16 protein-coding genes and 2 riboswitches are annotated in these 16,693 nt (G+C 66.4%); of the genes, 4 read left to right on the plus strand and 12 right to left on the minus strand.

Translation table 11 applies throughout. The features are described from left to right. Window positions 1-39 precede the first annotated feature (39 nt). From fdhD to AC1DD3_RS15685, 9 genes are all read right to left on the minus strand, one after another. Complete coding sequence (gene fdhD / locus AC1DD3_RS15645) at window positions 40-912, minus strand: formate dehydrogenase accessory sulfurtransferase FdhD (protein WP_476882050.1); 873 nt, start codon at window positions 910-912, stop codon at window positions 40-42. 87 nt (window positions 913-999) lie between these two features. After that, complete coding sequence (locus tag AC1DD3_RS15650) at window positions 1,000-2,529, minus strand: molybdopterin molybdotransferase MoeA (protein ID WP_476882051.1); 1,530 nt, start codon at window positions 2,527-2,529, stop codon at window positions 1,000-1,002. After that, window positions 2,526-2,876, minus strand: a complete 351-nt coding sequence (locus AC1DD3_RS15655; protein ID WP_476882052.1) for a DUF6457 domain-containing protein — start codon at window positions 2,874-2,876, stop codon at window positions 2,526-2,528. The genes AC1DD3_RS15650 and AC1DD3_RS15655 overlap by 4 nt, the downstream gene beginning before the upstream one ends. A 46-nt stretch (window positions 2,877-2,922) precedes the next feature. Continuing rightward, window positions 2,923-3,594: a molybdenum cofactor guanylyltransferase gene (gene mobA, locus AC1DD3_RS15660; RefSeq protein ID WP_476882053.1), complete on the minus strand. Its 672-nt coding sequence runs from the start codon at window positions 3,592-3,594 to the stop codon at window positions 2,923-2,925. 24 nt (window positions 3,595-3,618) lie between these two features. Beyond that, window positions 3,619-4,119, minus strand: a complete 501-nt coding sequence (locus tag AC1DD3_RS15665; RefSeq protein ID WP_230117935.1) for an HNH endonuclease — start codon at window positions 4,117-4,119, stop codon at window positions 3,619-3,621. Window positions 4,120-4,341: 222 nt separating this feature from the next. Further along, complete coding sequence (locus tag AC1DD3_RS15670) at window positions 4,342-5,118, minus strand: NlpC/P60 family protein (protein WP_230117934.1); 777 nt, start codon at window positions 5,116-5,118, stop codon at window positions 4,342-4,344. 100 nt (window positions 5,119-5,218) lie between these two features. Next, window positions 5,219-5,899: a C40 family peptidase gene (locus tag AC1DD3_RS15675; protein WP_476882054.1), complete on the minus strand. Its 681-nt coding sequence runs from the start codon at window positions 5,897-5,899 to the stop codon at window positions 5,219-5,221. A 70-nt stretch (window positions 5,900-5,969) separates the two neighbouring features. Then, a riboswitch (cyclic di-AMP (ydaO/yuaA leader) is annotated at window positions 5,970-6,128 on the minus strand. Window positions 6,129-6,277: 149 nt separating this feature from the next. Continuing rightward, window positions 6,278-7,099, minus strand: coding sequence for a M23 family metallopeptidase (locus tag AC1DD3_RS15680; RefSeq protein ID WP_230117932.1), 822 nt, complete (start codon window positions 7,097-7,099; stop codon window positions 6,278-6,280). A 4-nt stretch (window positions 7,100-7,103) separates the two neighbouring features. Next, window positions 7,104-7,348, minus strand: a riboswitch (cyclic di-AMP (ydaO/yuaA leader). A gap of 133 nt (window positions 7,349-7,481) precedes the next feature. Beyond that, window positions 7,482-8,177: an iron-dependent transcriptional repressor DtxR gene (locus AC1DD3_RS15685; RefSeq protein ID WP_230117931.1), complete on the minus strand. Its 696-nt coding sequence runs from the start codon at window positions 8,175-8,177 to the stop codon at window positions 7,482-7,484. 341 nt (window positions 8,178-8,518) lie between these two features. Between AC1DD3_RS15685 and serC the strand changes: the two genes are divergently transcribed. Continuing rightward, complete coding sequence (gene serC / locus AC1DD3_RS15690) at window positions 8,519-9,649, plus strand: phosphoserine transaminase (protein ID WP_230117930.1); 1,131 nt, start codon at window positions 8,519-8,521, stop codon at window positions 9,647-9,649. Between the two features lie 30 nt (window positions 9,650-9,679). On the opposite strand, the gene AC1DD3_RS15695 is transcribed toward serC, so the two are convergent. The 3 genes from AC1DD3_RS15695 to AC1DD3_RS15705 are packed head-to-tail and all read right to left on the minus strand — an operon-like array spanning window position 9,680 to window position 12,082. Beyond that, complete coding sequence (locus tag AC1DD3_RS15695; RefSeq protein WP_476882055.1) at window positions 9,680-11,047, minus strand: MFS transporter; 1,368 nt, start codon at window positions 11,045-11,047, stop codon at window positions 9,680-9,682. A gap of 49 nt (window positions 11,048-11,096) precedes the next feature. After that, window positions 11,097-11,690, minus strand: coding sequence for a DUF3027 domain-containing protein (locus AC1DD3_RS15700; RefSeq protein WP_230117928.1), 594 nt, complete (start codon window positions 11,688-11,690; stop codon window positions 11,097-11,099). An 8-nt stretch (window positions 11,691-11,698) separates the two neighbouring features. After that, window positions 11,699-12,082: a cold-shock protein gene (locus tag AC1DD3_RS15705; RefSeq protein ID WP_230117927.1), complete on the minus strand. Its 384-nt coding sequence runs from the start codon at window positions 12,080-12,082 to the stop codon at window positions 11,699-11,701. A gap of 185 nt (window positions 12,083-12,267) precedes the next feature. On the opposite strand from AC1DD3_RS15705, the gene AC1DD3_RS15710 reads away from it, so the two are divergent. From AC1DD3_RS15710 to AC1DD3_RS15720, 3 genes are read left to right on the plus strand one after another with little or no spacing between them, the layout of a single operon-like run. Then, window positions 12,268-12,501: a hypothetical protein gene (locus AC1DD3_RS15710; RefSeq protein WP_476877282.1), complete on the plus strand. Its 234-nt coding sequence runs from the start codon at window positions 12,268-12,270 to the stop codon at window positions 12,499-12,501. 10 nt (window positions 12,502-12,511) lie between these two features. After that, a complete protein-coding gene (locus tag AC1DD3_RS15715; RefSeq protein ID WP_230117925.1) occupies window positions 12,512-15,010 on the plus strand; it encodes a helicase-associated domain-containing protein in 2,499 nt (832 codons plus the stop codon). A 13-nt stretch (window positions 15,011-15,023) separates the two neighbouring features. Then, entirely contained in the window at window positions 15,024-16,670 is a 1,647-nt protein-coding gene (locus AC1DD3_RS15720; protein ID WP_230117924.1) for a DNA repair helicase XPB, read from the plus strand. The last annotated feature ends 23 nt before the right edge of the window (window positions 16,671-16,693 follow it).

The raw sequence follows: 16,693 nt of genomic DNA on the forward strand, positions 1-16,693 counted from the left end.
CTACTGCGTCAGAGGGAAATAACCAAGGGTCCGCACCCACTACCGCGGCAGCGGCGCAGGCAGGGAAATCCGCTCGGCACCGGCATAGACGTTAAGGCTGCTCCCCCGGCTGAAACCGGCTAGGGTCACCCCGCTGGACTCCGCGAGCTCGACGGCAAGGCTGGAGGGGGCGCTGACCGCGGCCAGTACCGGAATGCCCGCCAGGGCAGCTTTTTGCACGAGCTCAAAGGACGCACGGCCGGATACCTGGAGCACCGTTCCGGACAGTGGCAGGCGACGCTCGCGCAACCCCCATCCGACGACCTTGTCCACTGCGTTGTGCCGGCCCACGTCCTCGCGCAGGCACAGCAGCCTGGCACCGCCGTCGTCGTCGACACTGAAAAGACCTGCCGCGTGGACTCCGCCGGTGGCGTCAAATACCGTCTGCGCTTCCCTCAGCAGGTCCGGAAGGGAGGCGAGGGTTCCTACCGGGACCGTCAGCTGGTCCTCAGCGGCGCTGAAGTGCGAGGACTTCCGGACCGACTCGATTGAGTCGGTCCCGCAGATCCCGCAGGAACTGGACGTGTACACATGGCGTCCAGTGTCCGGCAACACCACATCCGGCCGGAGCTGGGCTTCCACCACGTTGAAGGTCTGGACGCCGTTTTCATCCTCGCCGGCACAGAACCTCAGCGAGATCAGCTGCTCAGGGCTCCAGATGACGCCCTCGGACACCAGGAACCCTGCCACGAGGTCGAAGTCGTCCCCCGGCGTCCGCATCGTCACGGAGAAGGAAAGACTGCCGAGCCGGATCTCCAGCGGTTCCTCCACTGCCAGGACATCCTCACGGTGCCGCACCGGAAATTCGAGGGAAGCCGGCGAGCCGTCCAGGACGTACCGGTGGATCTTGCGCCGTTGCGTCACGCGTCCCATCGGGTCACCCCGTATGCCAGCCTGTTCATGCCTCCATCATTGCAAGTCAAGGTCAGGGATACCAACGCCGTCCGTTCTGCTTGGAATTCAGTCCAGGAGCGCGCTCCAGTCCACGGGGCCGCTATTCGCCGGCGGCTTGGCCGAGGACCGGTTTCCGGTCTTGCGCGGCGGGGTTTTAGGCTTGGAACCGGCCGACGTGGGCTGAGGGATGGCTGGGCCCCATGGCAGCGCGAACGCAGGGACGGCCTCGCCCAACTGCACGCCGTGGGGCGGAACCACCATGACGCCGTCCGCTGAGGCCAGGCCCCGCATCATGCCAGGGCCGGTGTGCGGCGCAGGCGAGGCCATGCCGTAAAGGAGCCGGAACGGCATGAGCCGGGTCCGGCCGGGGTCGGGATCGATCATCGCTCCACACGGCACTTCCTGCACAGGCGGAATGGCTCCGTGGCCCAGGGCCGCGAGAAGCGGCGCCCCTACCGTAGACAGCGCCATCATGGCAGCGAGCGGGTTTCCGGGCAGCCCCAGCACGAAGCGCCCGTCCGGAAGCTCGGCCAGGACAGCGGGGTGGCCCGGACGCATGGCCACCCCGTCGATCACGAGCCGGCCGCCGAGTTCAGCCACCGCCCGCCTGAAGTGGTCGGTTCCGGATTTCCCGGTGCCTCCGGTGGTGATGACGACGTCGGGGGGAAGGCCTGCCCCTGATGCCTCGCCGGGGAGGCCGTCCGGCTCGGCACCTGGGCCCTCGTCCTCCAGTGCCTCCAGCCATTCGCTGTAACTGTCGCCAATTCTTACCTGCGCGGCGCAGATGCCGCCCAGCATCCCCACCACTGAAGCCAGTTGCGGGCCAAAGGTGTCGCGCACCTTTCCCGGTTCAGGGATGCCGTGATCCACCACCTCGGAGCCCGTCAGCAGCAGCTTCACCACGGGTTTTCCCAAGACCGGCACGTCGTCGTAGCCGGCGAGGGCGGCAAGTGCCAGATGGGCGGGATTCAGCAGGATGCCGGCTTTGACCAGCACCTCGTCGGCTGTGGCTTCCTCCCCTGCCTTGCGGATGTGCTGCCCGTTCCGGGGTTCCCCGGGACGGGCGGTTCCGCCCGCCGCCAGCACGGGCAGACCCTCGTCATCCGTGGATATGACGCCGCTTTCACTGCGCAGCACAGCCTTGGCTCCGGGCGGAAGGAGTCCGCCGGTCACGATGACGCTGGCCTGGTGCGGGGCCAGCCGAAGCCCGGGTTCGGCAAGGATCCAGGGACCGGTGCCGTTGACGGCCCATCCGTCCATGGCCGAGGACGCGTAATGGGGCATGTCCTGCAGCGCCGTGATGTCGGCAGCCAGTGTCCGGCCCAGTGCCTCACGGAGGGGAACCGGGGCAGCCGGGATCGGGGCGGCGCAATCAAAGGCGGCCTGCCGCGCTTCCTCCCAGGTGTGCGCCAGGTGTTTCCCGGGGGCGGCGTCCTTGGCCTCGGCACCGCTTTCGGCGGAATTGTCCGGGGACAGGGTTCCAGTCCCGGAAGTCCCCCGGGAGGGAGTTACGTTTCCGGCGGCGGCGCTGTCCTCGGCGGGGGCGGCGGCCGGCTCCATGGCATCGGCAGTTGGATGTCCGGGGGCGGCGGTCATTCCCCCGGTGTCCCGCTGGGAGCCGGAACGTCTGTGGAGGTGCCCACCGCCGGTGAGACGGAGTCCTCCCCTTGCTCTTCGGCCGCGTACACCTTTGTGACGGAACGGGCGACGTCCATTGCCGCTTTCATGGAGGTGGAATCCGGGGCCTGGCCCGAACCGGACGCAAGACCCGCAGCAAACCCGGCTATGAATGTGGTCAGCGGCGCCGCTGGCCGCACCACCGAGTGGGCGGCCACTCCGGCAAGCGACAGCACTTCATTGACATCCACCTGCACGTCTTCGAGCTCGAAGGCCCGGAGCAGCAGCCGGCACCACTCCTCAAGCGTTTCGTCCTGGCTTTTCATGCCTGCCTCCAAACTCAAACTGCGGCTGCGACGTTCCGGGCCGGGCTCATCGTCCCTGCCCTTCGACTCCTAATGCGGCGGCATCATCCCAGGTATCCACATCATCTGTGGAGCCGGCGGGGACGGTGACAGCCTGTACGTCAAGCCTAGCAAGGAGAGCGAAAACTGACCCGTGATCCAGGGTGTTCCGTGCGGCTGCATCGTCCACGGCGCGTTTTAGCGCAGCCGTGCTGTAAAAGCCGGCCAGCGGCTGGCGGCGTCCGTCTCCGGATGCGGCCATGACGCCATCTTTTCCCTGGGAGGCACGCGCGGCATCTCCGGGGGCCGCAGCCCGGAGAGCGTCCAGAAGAGCATGGACGGCATCTTGCGCGCGCGGCATGTCACACGCGAGGACCAGGGTCAGTGTTGCGGCCTGTGTCTCTGTGCCTTCCAGTCTTCCAGCGGTTCCAGCGTCCGGTGCCGGGTCCGGCCGCTGCAGCCGGTCCAGGCCTGCGGCGATCGCCGCAGCAGGCCCGGCGAAGGGCGGATCCTCGCGGCAGTTCAGCACGCCGGGCGGAAGGTTCGTGTCCGGGCCCACCACCACAATCCGGCGGGCACCACGGGCAGCCGCGATGGACCGGCTAAGGAGGCTCTCGCCGTCGTATGTCAGCTCAGACTTGGGCGAGCCGCCAAGCCGCGAGGAGCGGCCGCCGGCAAGGATTATTGCGTCGAATTCCACATCCCCAGCGTAGTGCCGGGCAGGTTACGCGGCGGTCTCCGGAAGCAGGAACGGATCCCACGCCGGCGTGGGCTTCTCCAGTTCCTTGATCTGCCAGATGGTGCCTACGGGCGGCGCCGGGGCGAACCGCAGCTTCCAGCCCATTTCAGCAGGCGTGTGGTCTCCCTTGACGTTATTACAGCGGAGGCAGGCCGCCACGAGGTTCTCCCATGAATCGGCACCGCCCCGCGATTTTGGCTGGACATGGTCAATGGTGTGGGCTGCCTTGCCGCAGTAGGCACACCGGTGCCCGTCCCTGCGAAGGACGCCACGCCGGCTGACGGCGGTGATCATGTTGTAGCGCGGCCGGATGTAGCGGTTAAGGAGGATCACGGACGGGCGGCCCATGATGTCCTGCGGCCCGACGACAGGATCGTCGCCTTCGGCCACCACGCTAGCTTTTCCAGTGAGCACAAGGACCAGCGCCCGGCGGAAGGTCACAACCGCCAGCGGTTCATATCCAGCATTCAGAACGAGAGTGCGCATGCACATACCTCTTCACGGCCGCACCCGGCAGAGGCGCGAGGGCCGGCTGCCCTCTGCATGTCCGGGCTATGGATCGACACCACAAGAGTAAACACTCAAGGGGCGGATCGGCGAATCGGCGGAATGCACTCTGACGCCGTGTCGGCATGGCAACCGGGCCTACGGGCATGCAAAAGGACCCCTGCCGCAGTGGCAGGGGTCCTTTTCTAAGCCTTGGTAGTCTTAGCCGCCGACGCGGATGAAGACCGGGCCGGAGCCGACGTTTACGCTGAACAGTGCGGTGGTTCCGCCGTTCCAGCCGCCGTGGACAGCCTGGCCGTTGCCGACGTAGACAGCGATGTGGGCCATGCCCATGCCGCCGTTTTCGTAGTAGGCAAGGTCGCCCGGCTGGGCTTCAGCAGCGCTGACGGTGCGGCCGAGGGACAGGTAGCCTGCCGGCCAGCCGTGGTAGTTGATGCCCACGGCGGCCAGGGAGTTGGTGGCCAGCGCGGTGCAGTCCTGTGAAACACCCAGCTGCGCGTAAGCAGCAGCGGCGATCGAAGCGCCCATGCCGCTTCCGGAAGCGGTCTTGGCGGCGGCAGGAGCGGCCGGAGCAGCCTCAACGGCAGCGGCGGTCTTTACTGCCGGAGCAGCCTCGACGGCGGGAGCAGCTTCCTGCACCTGAACGACGGGCTTGGGTGCCTCGACGACGGGAGCGGCCGTGGTGGAAACAGCCGGCTTCTCGTAGGAGATGGCGATGCTGGACGCAGCGGAAATGGTTGCCGGAGCAACGGACTGCACTTCCAGGGCGGAAACAGGAACCGATTCACGCTGAACGTTGGTCTCGGCAGCGTTTGCAGCGATACCGCTGGTCAGGACCAGGCCGGACGCGGCAGCGATAACTGCGGCCTGGCGGCCCATGCCACCGGCGTTGTCGCCGACAGCCTTGGCGATGACAGCCAGCGAGTTGGTCTTGGTGACCTCGGCGCGGTGGCGTGCAATGGTCGCACGTGTAGTCATAAGTTTCTCTCTTTCGTGTTCCACGGACCGCGGTAGCAGGACGTGGCTTAGCGACGCGCCGGCATCTTGGGGGTAAGCCGGCGCGTCCCGAACGGGATTTTTAGCGAAGGGTGAAGAAGGAGGACGTGCCCGTGGCGGACGCAGCGTGCAGGATCGTTCCATCCGAAGGGTTCAGGGCGCTGATCATCATGCCGTTGCCAACGTAGATGCCCACGTGGGCGCCGCCGTTCTGCATGACCAGGTCGCCCGGAGCGGGTGTCGAGGTGGGCTTCATTGCAGTCCAGGCGTTGACGCGGGGAATGCTGATGCCTGCCTGCGCGTAAACCCACTGGGTGAAGCCGGAGCAGTCCCAGCCGTTAGGAGTGGTGCCACCCCAGACGTACGGGTGGCCGATACCGGTGTAGGCAATGGCCGCCAGCCCTGACGTTGCGGCGGCGGAGCCTGCGGCATCCACCAGCTTGCTCGCCTTGGCAGTAACGGTTTTGGCAGTATCGGTCGCACCATTGGCCGCGTCGTCGCTGGACTGCGCGGCCAGAGTCTCGATGACCGGCGCTGCCTCGGTGGTGACGGCAGGACGCTCGAAGGAGACAGTTGCGGTTGGTGCGGCGGTCACAGCAAGCTGCGTGGCCTGGGATCCGGACTCCGTGGAGGCGGAAACACCGATGTTGGTGTCGGCTGCGTTAGCCGGCATGCCAATGCTCAGGATGAGCCCTGAAGCAGCTGCGATAACAGCTGCCTGGCGACCTACTGTGCCGGCATTGGCGCTTACTGCCTTGGACACTGAGTCCAACGGGTTCGTACGAACCGTTTGCGCACGGTGGCGCGCAGAATTGTGGCGTGAAGACACGAAGGTAGCCTCTCCCAATGCCTACGAGGTGAGCTGTCGGATTCGGATGGGAGTCACCCGGCCGCGCCGCTTCCTGGGAAGCTTTGCGACTTAACCCCAAGGCCTTCTTGCGAAGACCAAAATTGGTTCCCCCGCCCCTGCCAGACGATGTCATGCGAACGGACCTTGAGCGGTGGCAGAGTTAGGCAATCCACTCAAAGGCGTCAACTTCGGAAAAGTTGACGCGGTTTAGACGGTACAGCAGTTCGGAGCGAATGTCACATTCAGGTCACGGCATGTCACAAGAATGCGAGAGTTCTCCATCGGTTTTACTTAAAGCCAGCCCAGGGGGTCAACGACTTCTCCGTTGACCATCACCTCGAAGTGGAGGTGGCAGCCCGTCGAGGCGCCGGTGGTCCCGCTGAGAGCGATTACGTCACCGCGGTTGACCTTCTGGCCGACGCGGACACTCGAAGAGGACAGGTGGTTATACGTGGTCTCGAGGCCGTTGCCGTGGTTGATCACAACCCTGTTGCCGCCCCCGTAGGGGTGCCAACCGGCGAAGGTGACCGTGCCGCTGGCCGCGGCGAACACCTGGGTTCCGCACTCGGCGGCAAAGTCCTGGCCCCGGTGAAATTCCCCGGAGCCCCCGGTGATCGGGCTGACGCGGTATCCGAACGGAGACGATTTGACCATGGTGGTCAGGGGCGCACCAAGGCTGCCCGCCGAGGCGGCGCGGGTGATGCTGCCGGCCGACTGTGCACTGAGGAGCTGCTTGAGCTTGCTGTCCGGGTCACCCTGGGTGGAGACGGACGTTCGGCTGAAGTCGATCTTTGCGGCCGCCTCAGCGGACACCTGCGGCTGGACACGGGAGGACAGCGCCGCGGCCCCGCCCTGGTCAGCGGTGGCCATGACCGGACTGGTTGCAGGAACCGTGACTGTCAGCAGGAGGCCTGTGGCAGCCAGTGCGACTCCGGCCTTCTGGCCCACTCCGCTTGCGGCTGCGAAGTCGGTGACCTGGCGGAACGGACTGCGGTGCCTCCGTGCTTCGCGCTGCGCATCCCGCGGACGCTCCCCTGCGAAGACTTCGGCGGCGCGCGGCTCCGCAGCGGGGCCGGCCGCGCGGCGGCGGCCCCGGGCATTCTGCATGGTCAAGAAGTGTTCCTCTCTGGATAGCCTGCGAAGTTAGCTGTCGGATTCGGGTCAGAGAGATCATCGACCCGGTCCGCCGTGACAAGCGTTTCGGCACAGGGGTATCCCGGGAGATTCCATCTGCGGAAAGTGGCTTGCTGCTGCGGACTTCACCCCAAGGCCGTTTTTCAACGGCCGGTTGTGGTTCCCCCGCCTCTGCCAGAAGGTGACTCGTGCGACTGATCCGCTGGCAGAGTTCGGCTCCAGATCAGGTAACGCTTTAGTATCGGCGCTGCTGTTTAACTATAAGTGATTAAAGTGGGCAGTAATAATTCCGTTATCTAAGCTGTGCAAAAGTCGTAGGGCATCCTGCCACCTGATGTCAGACAAATCACGGGCCAGCACGTCAGCTGACACGGACAAACACGTGGGCGGCCACTTCCGGCGGCAGTTCGAGGGCGCCTTCGATCCCCGGCACACGGACCGAGATGTACTCCCCCACGCGTTCGAGGGAAACGGCGGCACCGGGGCGGATCCCGCCTTCATCGAGCTGGACCAGCAGCTCCGGCTCCACCTGGATGGGTTCTGCCAGCCGGCTGACGGTAACGCGCGAATCCGGACCGTAGCCGGGCATGGCGTCCAGCAGGTTCATCACGCCGTCGGTGAAGGCCAGCGAAGGCTCGCCGCCGAGCGCAGCCAGCCCAGGAATCGGGTTGCCGTAGGGCGATTCGGTGGGGTGGCCAAGCATTTCAAAGATCCTGCGCTCCACGCGTTCGCTCATCACGTGCTCCCACCGGCAGGCCTCGTCGTGGACGTAGGCCCAGTCGAGGCCGATGACGTCGGCGAGCAGCCGCTCGGCCAGGCGGTGCTTGCGCATGACCTCCGTGGCCCGTTTGCGGCCTGTTTCTGTCAGCTCCAGGTGACGGTCGCCGGACACTACCACGAGCCCGTCCCGTTCCATCCTGCCGACGGTCTGGGAGACGGTAGGGCCCGAATGGCGGAGGCGTTCGGCGATGCGGGCTCGCAGCGCCACGATGTTCTCTTCTTCAAGCTCCAAAATGGTCCGAAGATACATCTCCGTGGTATCGATCAGATCCGTCATTCAGCTCAGCTCCTCGAGCACAGTACTTGTGTCCGTCCCACCGTACCGCGGGCCCACCGCACAGCGGCCCGGCGTCAAGCTGCCGCGGCCGCAATTCGACGACGGAGCAACACCGGCTCTCCGCCCGTACGTCCAGTGAAAGCTTAGCCTATTTTGAATTACTCCGGATAATTCGGACGAAGCGGGCGACCGGTTTCAATGACCGGACTATGACGGCAGCGTTTCCCGGGATTTCCGGGCTTCGGGCAGAATAAAAGGGGCCTTCATGGCAGACATGACTGCCCGCCGGCCACCTCTTGTCCCCGCCGAACTGCATGTCCATGCCGAAAATTGGAGCCACTGTGAGCGACACCAGCATCACTATCCCAGCAAACCTCCTGCCCAAGGACGGACGGTTCGGCGCCGGGCCCTCCAAGGTCAGGCCCGAGCAGATCGAGGCGCTTTCCGCAGCCGCCACAACGATCCTCGGCACATCCCACCGCCAGGCGCCCGTGAAGAACCTGGTGGGATCTGTCCGCGAGGGCCTCAGCACCTTCTTCCGCGCTCCCGACGGCTACGAAGTGGTTCTGGGCGTGGGCGGTTCGACGGCGTTCTGGGATGTCGCGAGCTTCGGCCTGGTGGACCAGAAGGCCCAGCACCTGTCCTTCGGCGAGTTCGGTTCCAAGTTCGCTTCCGCCACCAACAAGGCGCCGTTCCTTTCCGAATCCTCCATCATCAAATCCGAGCCCGGAACGTGCCCGGCGCCGAAGGCCGAGGCGGGAGTTGACGTCTACGCGTGGCCGCAGAACGAGACGTCCACAGGCGTTGCGGCTCCGGTCAAGCGCGTGGACGGGGCAGACGCCGATGCCCTCGTGCTGGTGGACGCGACCTCCGCCGCAGGCGGGCTGGACGTGGACGTCGCCGAGACCGATGTGTACTACTTCGCACCGCAGAAGAACTTCGCTTCCGACGGCGGCCTGTGGCTTGGCCTATTCTCCCCGGCGGCCCTCGAGCGCGCCGCCCGGATCAAGGCCAGCGGCCGGTGGATCCCGGACTTCCTGGACCTGCAGACCGCGATTGACAACTCCAAGCTGAACCAGACGTACAACACCCCGGCGCTGGCCACCCTGGTGACGCTCGATGCCCAGGTGCAGTGGCTCAACGCCAGCGGCGGCCTCGACTTCGCGGCCGGCCGGACGGCGGACTCCGCGAGCCGCATCTACAAGTGGGCCGAGGCTTCCGATGTCGCCACGCCCTTCGTGGCCAACGCCGCCGAGCGTTCCAACGTCATCGCCACGATCGATTTCGACGACTCCATCGACGCCGCGGCCATCGCCAAGGTGCTGCGCGCCAACGGCATCGTGGACACCGAGCCCTACCGCAAGCTGGGACGCAACCAGCTCCGCATCGCCACCTTCGTGGCAATCGAGCCCGCTGACGTCTCCGCACTGCTGGAATGCATCGACTACGTGGTGGGCGAACTGAAGAAGTAGTCCCCCCAGACCGCGGTGACGCTTACAGCGTCAGCGTTCTACGGCGTCGTCCGGGCTCGTATCCCGGGCGGCGCCGTCCGCCGTTCCGCCACCTTCACCGGTCTTAGTGCCGGTCCGGGCTGTCGGGCGACCGGCCTGGTTCAGCGAGACGAGCCGGATCTGTGGCCGCCCGCGGGGCTGCCGGCTCACACGGATCCGCAGCATTCTGGTGCGGATGATCCACACCAGTCCGATCGCGGCCGCCAGCAGGCCGGAGGCCGCCGCCACCGCCAGCGACCAGCGGGCCCCGGCGACGTTGGCCACCCAGCCCACCAGCGGTGCGCCGATGGGGGTGCCGCCCATGAAGATCGCCATGTACAGGGCCATGACGCGTCCCCTCATCACAGGGTCCGTGGTGGTCTGCACATAGCCATTCGCGCTGGTGAGCATGGTCAGGGCGAAAAGCCCGACGGGCACCAGCGCAACTCCGAACCAGAAGTAGCTCGGGGCGAGGGCGGCGAGCCCGGACGTGACGCCGAAGGCGGCGGCAGCACCGAAGATGATGCGTAGCCTGGGCCTGCTGCGCCGGGCGGACAGCAGGGCACCTGCCACCGAGCCGATGGCCATGATGGAGTTCATGAGGCCGAAGGCGCTGGCGTCCAGGCCGAATTCGGTGCCAACCATCGCAGCGATGAACAGGACGAAGTTGAGTCCCAGCGTTCCCACGATGAAGATGGCCACCAGGACCACCACGATGTCAGGACGGAAACGCACGTAGCGCAGCCCCTCGCGGATCCGGCCTTTGCCGGCCCCGGCGCGGGGCAGGGACCTGAGCGACGCCGTCGGGATTTTTGCCAGGCTGGCCAGCAGCGCAAGGAAGGTGAAGGTGTTGATCAGGAACACCCATCCAGGCCCCACCGCCACTGTCAGGATGCCGGCAACGGCCGGGCCAATCATGCGGGCTACATTGAACGAGGCGCTGTTCAATGCAACGGCGTTCGGCAGGAGGTCGTCCCTGACCAGCTCGGACACGAACGTCTGGCGGACGGGCGCGTCCAGCGCGGAGACCATTCCCAGCATGAGCGCGAACGCGTAGACGTGCCAGAGCTGTGCCGCCCCCAGCACCACCAGGATGCCGAGGCCGGCACTTAGCAAGGCCATGACGGACTGGGTCACGACCAGCAGCTGCTTGCGGTTGTACCGGTCGGCGACGAGCCCTGCCACGGGCGCCAGGAACAGCTGGGGACCAAGCTGGAGCGCCATGGTTACGCCCATCGCGCCGGCGTCATGGGCTGTCAGATGGTCAAAGACGAGCCAGTCCTGGGCGGTCCGCTGCATCCAGGTCCCGATGTTGGAGACGAGGGCGCCGACGAACCAGATGCGGTAGTTGAGGATATGCAGGGATCTGAAGGTGGACATCATTGCCTGCCTTCGGAGTACTCAGTCCCGGATGATCCCAACTGTGCGATCAGCCCCGTCCGCGGCTCTCGGCGTCGTAGCCGGCTTCGGCGTCTGTGGGTGCGTCGTCCGGGTCGGCCTCGGAAGCCTCCGCAGAATTCCCACCGTTAGCCTCGGCAGGTTCATCCTCCGGAGATGCGGCAGGGCCGTCCGCGGAATCCGCCTCGCGGGCAGTCTCGTCCTGGGGCGCGCCCTCTTCAGATGCCTCGTCCTCGCGGGCGTCCTCGGGACGTACCCGCTCGGCCCACGGAACCCATTCCGGGGCCAGGATTGAATCCTCGGAGGGCAACAAGCCCAGCTCATTCACTGTGATCACCTTTGACCGCGAGTTCCGCGTCAGCACGGCATACCACTGCCAGCCGAGGTACCCGGGCAGCCGCGACTCGAAGAGATGCGTCACAAGGCGGTCGCCCTCGGTGCGCGCCGCCAGGTGTTCGCCGATTTCGGATGCCTTCGCGATGCCTTCGATGGCGGTCCGTGCAAGGTCCACGGCAGCGGCCAGCACGGCATCCGGCTTACCGGTGCGCCATGCGGGGACGCCGGCGCGACGCTTGGGCGCCTTTGGCTCCACCTTGGATTCGCCCTGTTCAGGTTCCGGGTTCATGTGGATGCCTAAGCGTCCAGCTCGTCGGCAACCTTGCGCAGGGCGGCCGCGATGGCCTTGCCCTTGTTGCCCTCCGGGTATTTGCCCGCAGAAAGGGTTCCGGACAGGTTATCCAGCACTGTGACGAGGTCCTGAACGAGCGGCGCGAGATCCCTGGCGCTGGGGCGCTTGGCCTTGGCGATGGACGGCGTCTTGTCCAGGACGCGCAGGCCGAGGGCCTGGGCGCCCTTGCGGCCGTCGGCCACGCCGAACTCCACACGGGTGCCGGCCTTCAGTTCGGTGACGCCCTCGGGAAGCGCCGACTTGGGCAGGAACACTTCCTGCCCGTCCTCGCCTGCGAGGAATCCGAATCCCTTGTCCTTGTCATACCACTTGACTTTGCCGGTAGGCACGTAATCAACCTTCTTCGTTCTGGCGTTATATAAGACATGTCCGGCCATCAGCGCATCCGCACGGATGTGCGGGTTCAGGGTGTGACTGCCTGGTCCATGTTGGTCTGTTGCCTCAAGGTTATCCTGACTGGCTTGGGATTCCTGCTTTGAGGCGCGGCCGCGGCCGGACTGTTAGCGTTACGTGCATGATACCCACGCGTTTCCGGCGTCCCCTGATGATCGCCGCAGCGGTCCTGGCAGTGCTTTCCGTGGCCGCCGTGGGAATGGTGATGGCGTTGGCGTTTGGCGGCCAGCCGGCCCCTCCCTGGATAACTTCCGCCGCCCTTTACGGACTTCCGGTGGCCTTCGTCCTGATGTTCGTCCTGGTGATCGACGGAGTTACCGCCCGCCGCCGGGCAGGAAACGGCGGCGGGCGGTAACGTTGGACTGATGTCCCTTATTCGTGCGCTAAGCAAGGAACTGGAGGCACGCAGCGACGAGTCGCTGCGGGCTCTTTTCGCTGCGCGGCCGGATTTGATTTCGCCCGGTGTTCCGGATTTTGCGGCCCTGGCAGCACGCGCGAGCGCACGGGTCAGCGTGCAGCGGGCGCTGGAGCGCCTGAACCGGCCACAGATGCAGGTGCTGGAGACCCTTCATCTGTGCACGAACACCGATACCGGGCACAGCGCCTCGGCCACGGGCGTCAGGAAACTGATCGCCGGCTCAACGGTGGCCGCCGTTGAGCGGATCCTGCTCTCGCTCCAGGAGTTGGCCCTGGTCCACCGGGCCGAGCCCCCTCACAGCGCCGGCCCCTCCGCGCACCGGCAACGGTTCTACCTGCCGGTGGGCAGCCTGAAGGACGTGGTTGGAATCTATCCGGCCGGGCTGGGCCGCAGTTACACCGAGCTGGTCCGGCTGCAGCCCGCCTTCGCCCAGCGCGTGGTCCATCTGGTGGCCGAACTGCACCGCAGCGGCGCCGAAATCCAGCCGGCAACCACACCGATGGAGGCCGCGCTGGCGCTGCAGCACTGGACATCCTCCCCGGAGGCCCTGCGTGCCATCCTCGCCGAGGCACCGGAACGCACGACGGCGTTGCTCGCCCGGTTCAGCAACTGGGCCATGGGTGCCGTCCCCCAGGCGCAGCGGAAAGCGTCCGTCACCGCTGAGGGTCCCGACGTCGGGCCTGTTGACTGGCTGCTGGCCCGGGGTCTGCTGGTGCCGCTGGATGCCGCGCACGTGGAACTTCCGCACAGCGTCGGCATGTCGCTCCGCGGCGGCGCGGTGATTGATGATTTTTCGCTGACTCCCCCCCGGCCGACGCTGGGAACAACCACTGGGTCCCTACGCCGAAACGCCGCACTGGGAGCGATCGCCGAAACCCTGCGGCTTACCGGAGAGCTGCTCCACGCGATCAGGGAACAGCCGCTGGCCACGCTGCGGAGCGGCGGAGTGGGCATCCGCGAAATGCGCAGGCTTGCCGACTCGTTGCGGGTGGACCAGCATATTGCCGCCGTGCTGCTGGAGTTCTGTGCGCTGTCGGGGCTGGTCCGGCTGGACGTGGACAGCTCCTGCTGGGTGCAGCCGCCCCAGCTGGAATGGCTGAGCCTCCCCCGGCAGGAACAGTGGCTATGGCTTGTCAACGCGTGGCTGGCCAGCGAAAGGGCTCCGTCCCTGGTGGGGCAGCCCACCAGCGGCCCGCCGGCCGGCCCGCCAAACCACCGGACGCCCACTGGAACCGTAGTCAACGCACTGTCCGCTGAGGCGCAGCGGTCCGACGCGCCCGTTGTCCGCAAACGAATCCTGGAAATACTGCAGGAGCTGACGCTCGAGGCCGAAGCGCCCGATGGCACCGCTCCCGTCCTTAACGCCGATGCCGTGCTGCAGCGCGCCGAATGGTCCCAGCCCCGCATGGCGCGGCGCTTCAGCTCGCTGATCCGGGGAGTCCTGGCAGAGGCGGAGATGCTCGGGCTGGTCGGTTCCGGTGCCCTCAGCCAGCTGGGAGCCGCCATCGCAGCCGACGCGCCGGACGACGCCATGGACATCCTCGGCGAACACCTGCCTGCCGCGCTCAACCACGTCCTGCTGCAGGCCGACCTGACCGCCGTCGCTCCCGGGTATCTGACGCCCGAATTGAGCGAACAGCTGCAGCGGATGGCAGATGCCGAGGGACAGGGCCCGGCCACCATCTACCGCTTCTCGGTGCAGTCCATCCGGCGGGCCCTGGACTCGGGGCAGGATGCCGCGGCCATCCTGGAATTTCTCCGCCGGCATTCGGCCACCGCTGTACCGCAGCCGCTGGAGTACCTCGTGGAGGATACCGCCCAGCGGCACGGCAAACTGCGGGTTGGCGCCGCCGCCAGCTTCATCCAGAGCGACGACGAAGCGGCCCTTTTGGAGCTGGCCGGTGAAGCCGCGGCGGCCTCCCTGAACCTGGTCCGGATCGCCCCCACGGTCCTGGTGTCGCATGCATCGCCCCGGCAGACCGCTTTGGTGTTGCGCGGGCTGGGACTGTCGCCCGCCGTCGAAGAGCCGGAATCCGCCGTCGTCCGGTTTAACCGCACCACACCGGTTGCGGGCGCAGGCGCCCGTCCGGTGTACAGCGCGCCGCGGACGGCGCCGCCGGACGCCGACATTGCGGCGCAGCTGGCGGTGCTCCGCAGCCGCGCGGCCGTGGCAGGCTCCAACGGCCACCATTCCAGTGCGGCCCTCAACGGCGGAGAGGAAGCAACGCAGCTGGGACTGGAAACACTGCGGAAGGCCATCCGGCTCAAGCAGCGCGTGACCATGAACGTGGTGGACAGCCTGGGGAATGCCAAGCTGGAAACGGTTGTTCCGGTGTCTGTAACCGGCGGACGGGTCCGGGTTTTCGACCCTGCCAAGGACACCGAGCGAGTGCTGTCCATCCACCGGATCATCGACATCGAAGCTACAGAGGAAATGCACCAGTGAAGGTTTTCGCCGCATGAATGACGGCCCGCTGATTGTCCAAAGCGACAAAACCATCCTCCTCGAAGTGGATCACGAGCAGGCCACCGAGGCCAGGCACGCCATCGCGGCCTTTGCCGAGCTGGAGCGCGCGCCGGAGCACATGCACAGCTACCGGCTGACCCCGCTGGGGCTTTGGAACGCACGGGCTGCGGGGCTGGATGCCGAGAAGGTGCTGGACACCCTGCTCAAGTACTCCCGCTTCCCAGTGCCGCACTCGCTCCTGATCGACATCGAAGAAACCATGTCCCGCTACGGCCGGCTCCGGCTTGAGAAGGATCCGCAACACGGGCTGGTGATGCGCACCAGCGACTACCCGGTGCTCGAGGAGGTCAGCCGGGCCAAGAAGATCCAGCCGCTGCTGGGTCCGCGCATTGACGGCGAGACCGTAGTCGTCCACTCCTCGCAGCGCGGCCAGCTGAAACAGCTCCTGCTTAAGATCGGCTGGCCGGCGGAGGACCTGGCGGGGTACGTCGACGGCACGCCCCACCCCATCATGCTCAACGAGTCCGGCTGGAAGCTGCGGCCGTACCAGCAACTGGCGGCGGAGAACTTCTGGGCCGGCGGCAGCGGTGTTGTGGTGCTCCCCTGCGGTGCCGGCAAAACCCTGGTGGGCGCCGCGGCGATGGCCACGAGCTCCACCACCACCCTCATCCTCGTCACCAACACCGTCTCCGCGAGGCAGTGGAAGGACGAGCTCCTCAAGCGGACCTCGCTCACGGAAGATGAAATAGGCGAGTATTCGGGGGCGGTCAAGGAAGTCCGGCCAGTCACGATCGCCACGTACCAGGTGCTGACGACGAAACGCGGCGGCCTCTATCCGCATCTGGAGCTTGTGGACGGCCACGACTGGGGTCTGATCATTTACGACGAAGTCCATCTGCTCCCAGCACCGATCTTCCGGATGACGGCGGACCTCCAGGCCCGCCGCCGGCTGGGGCTGACTGCCACGCTGGTGCGTGAGGACGGCCGTGAAGGCGAGGTGTTCAGCCTCATCGGCCCCAAGCGCTATGACGCGCCGTGGAAGGACATCGAGGCCCAGGGCTATATTGCCCCGGCGGACTGCGTCGAGGTCCGCGTGGACCTCCCCCGCGATGAACGCGTCGCCTACGCCATGGCCGACGACGCGGACAAGTACCGGCTGTGCGCCACGTCCGAAACGAAGACCCAGGTGGCGGAGCAGCTGGTGGAAAAGCACCGCGGCGAGCAGGTGCTGGTGATCGGCCAGTACATCGACCAGCTGGATGAGCTCGGCGAGCGCCTGGGCGCTCCGGTCATCAAGGGCGAGACATCCGTCAAGGAGCGCCAGAAGCTCTTCGCGGCTTTCCGCGCGGGCGACGTCCAGACGCTCGTGGTCTCCAAGGTGGCCAACTTTTCCATCGATCTCCCGGAGGCGTCAGTGGCCATCCAGGTCTCCGGTTCCTTCGGGTCGCGGCAGGAGGAGGCCCAGCGGCTCGGCCGGCTGCTGCGCCCCAAGCAGGACGGCAGGGCGGCGCGTTTCTATTCGCTGGTGGCCAGGGACACCCTGGACCAGGACTTCGCCGCCAAACGCCAGCGGTTCCTGGCCGAACAGGGCTATGCCTACCGGATCATGGACGCGAAGGACGCGGGCGCGGTGGGCTAGCCACAACCAACACACAACTTTCA

The organism is Arthrobacter sp. 05T444, from assembly GCF_056395905.1.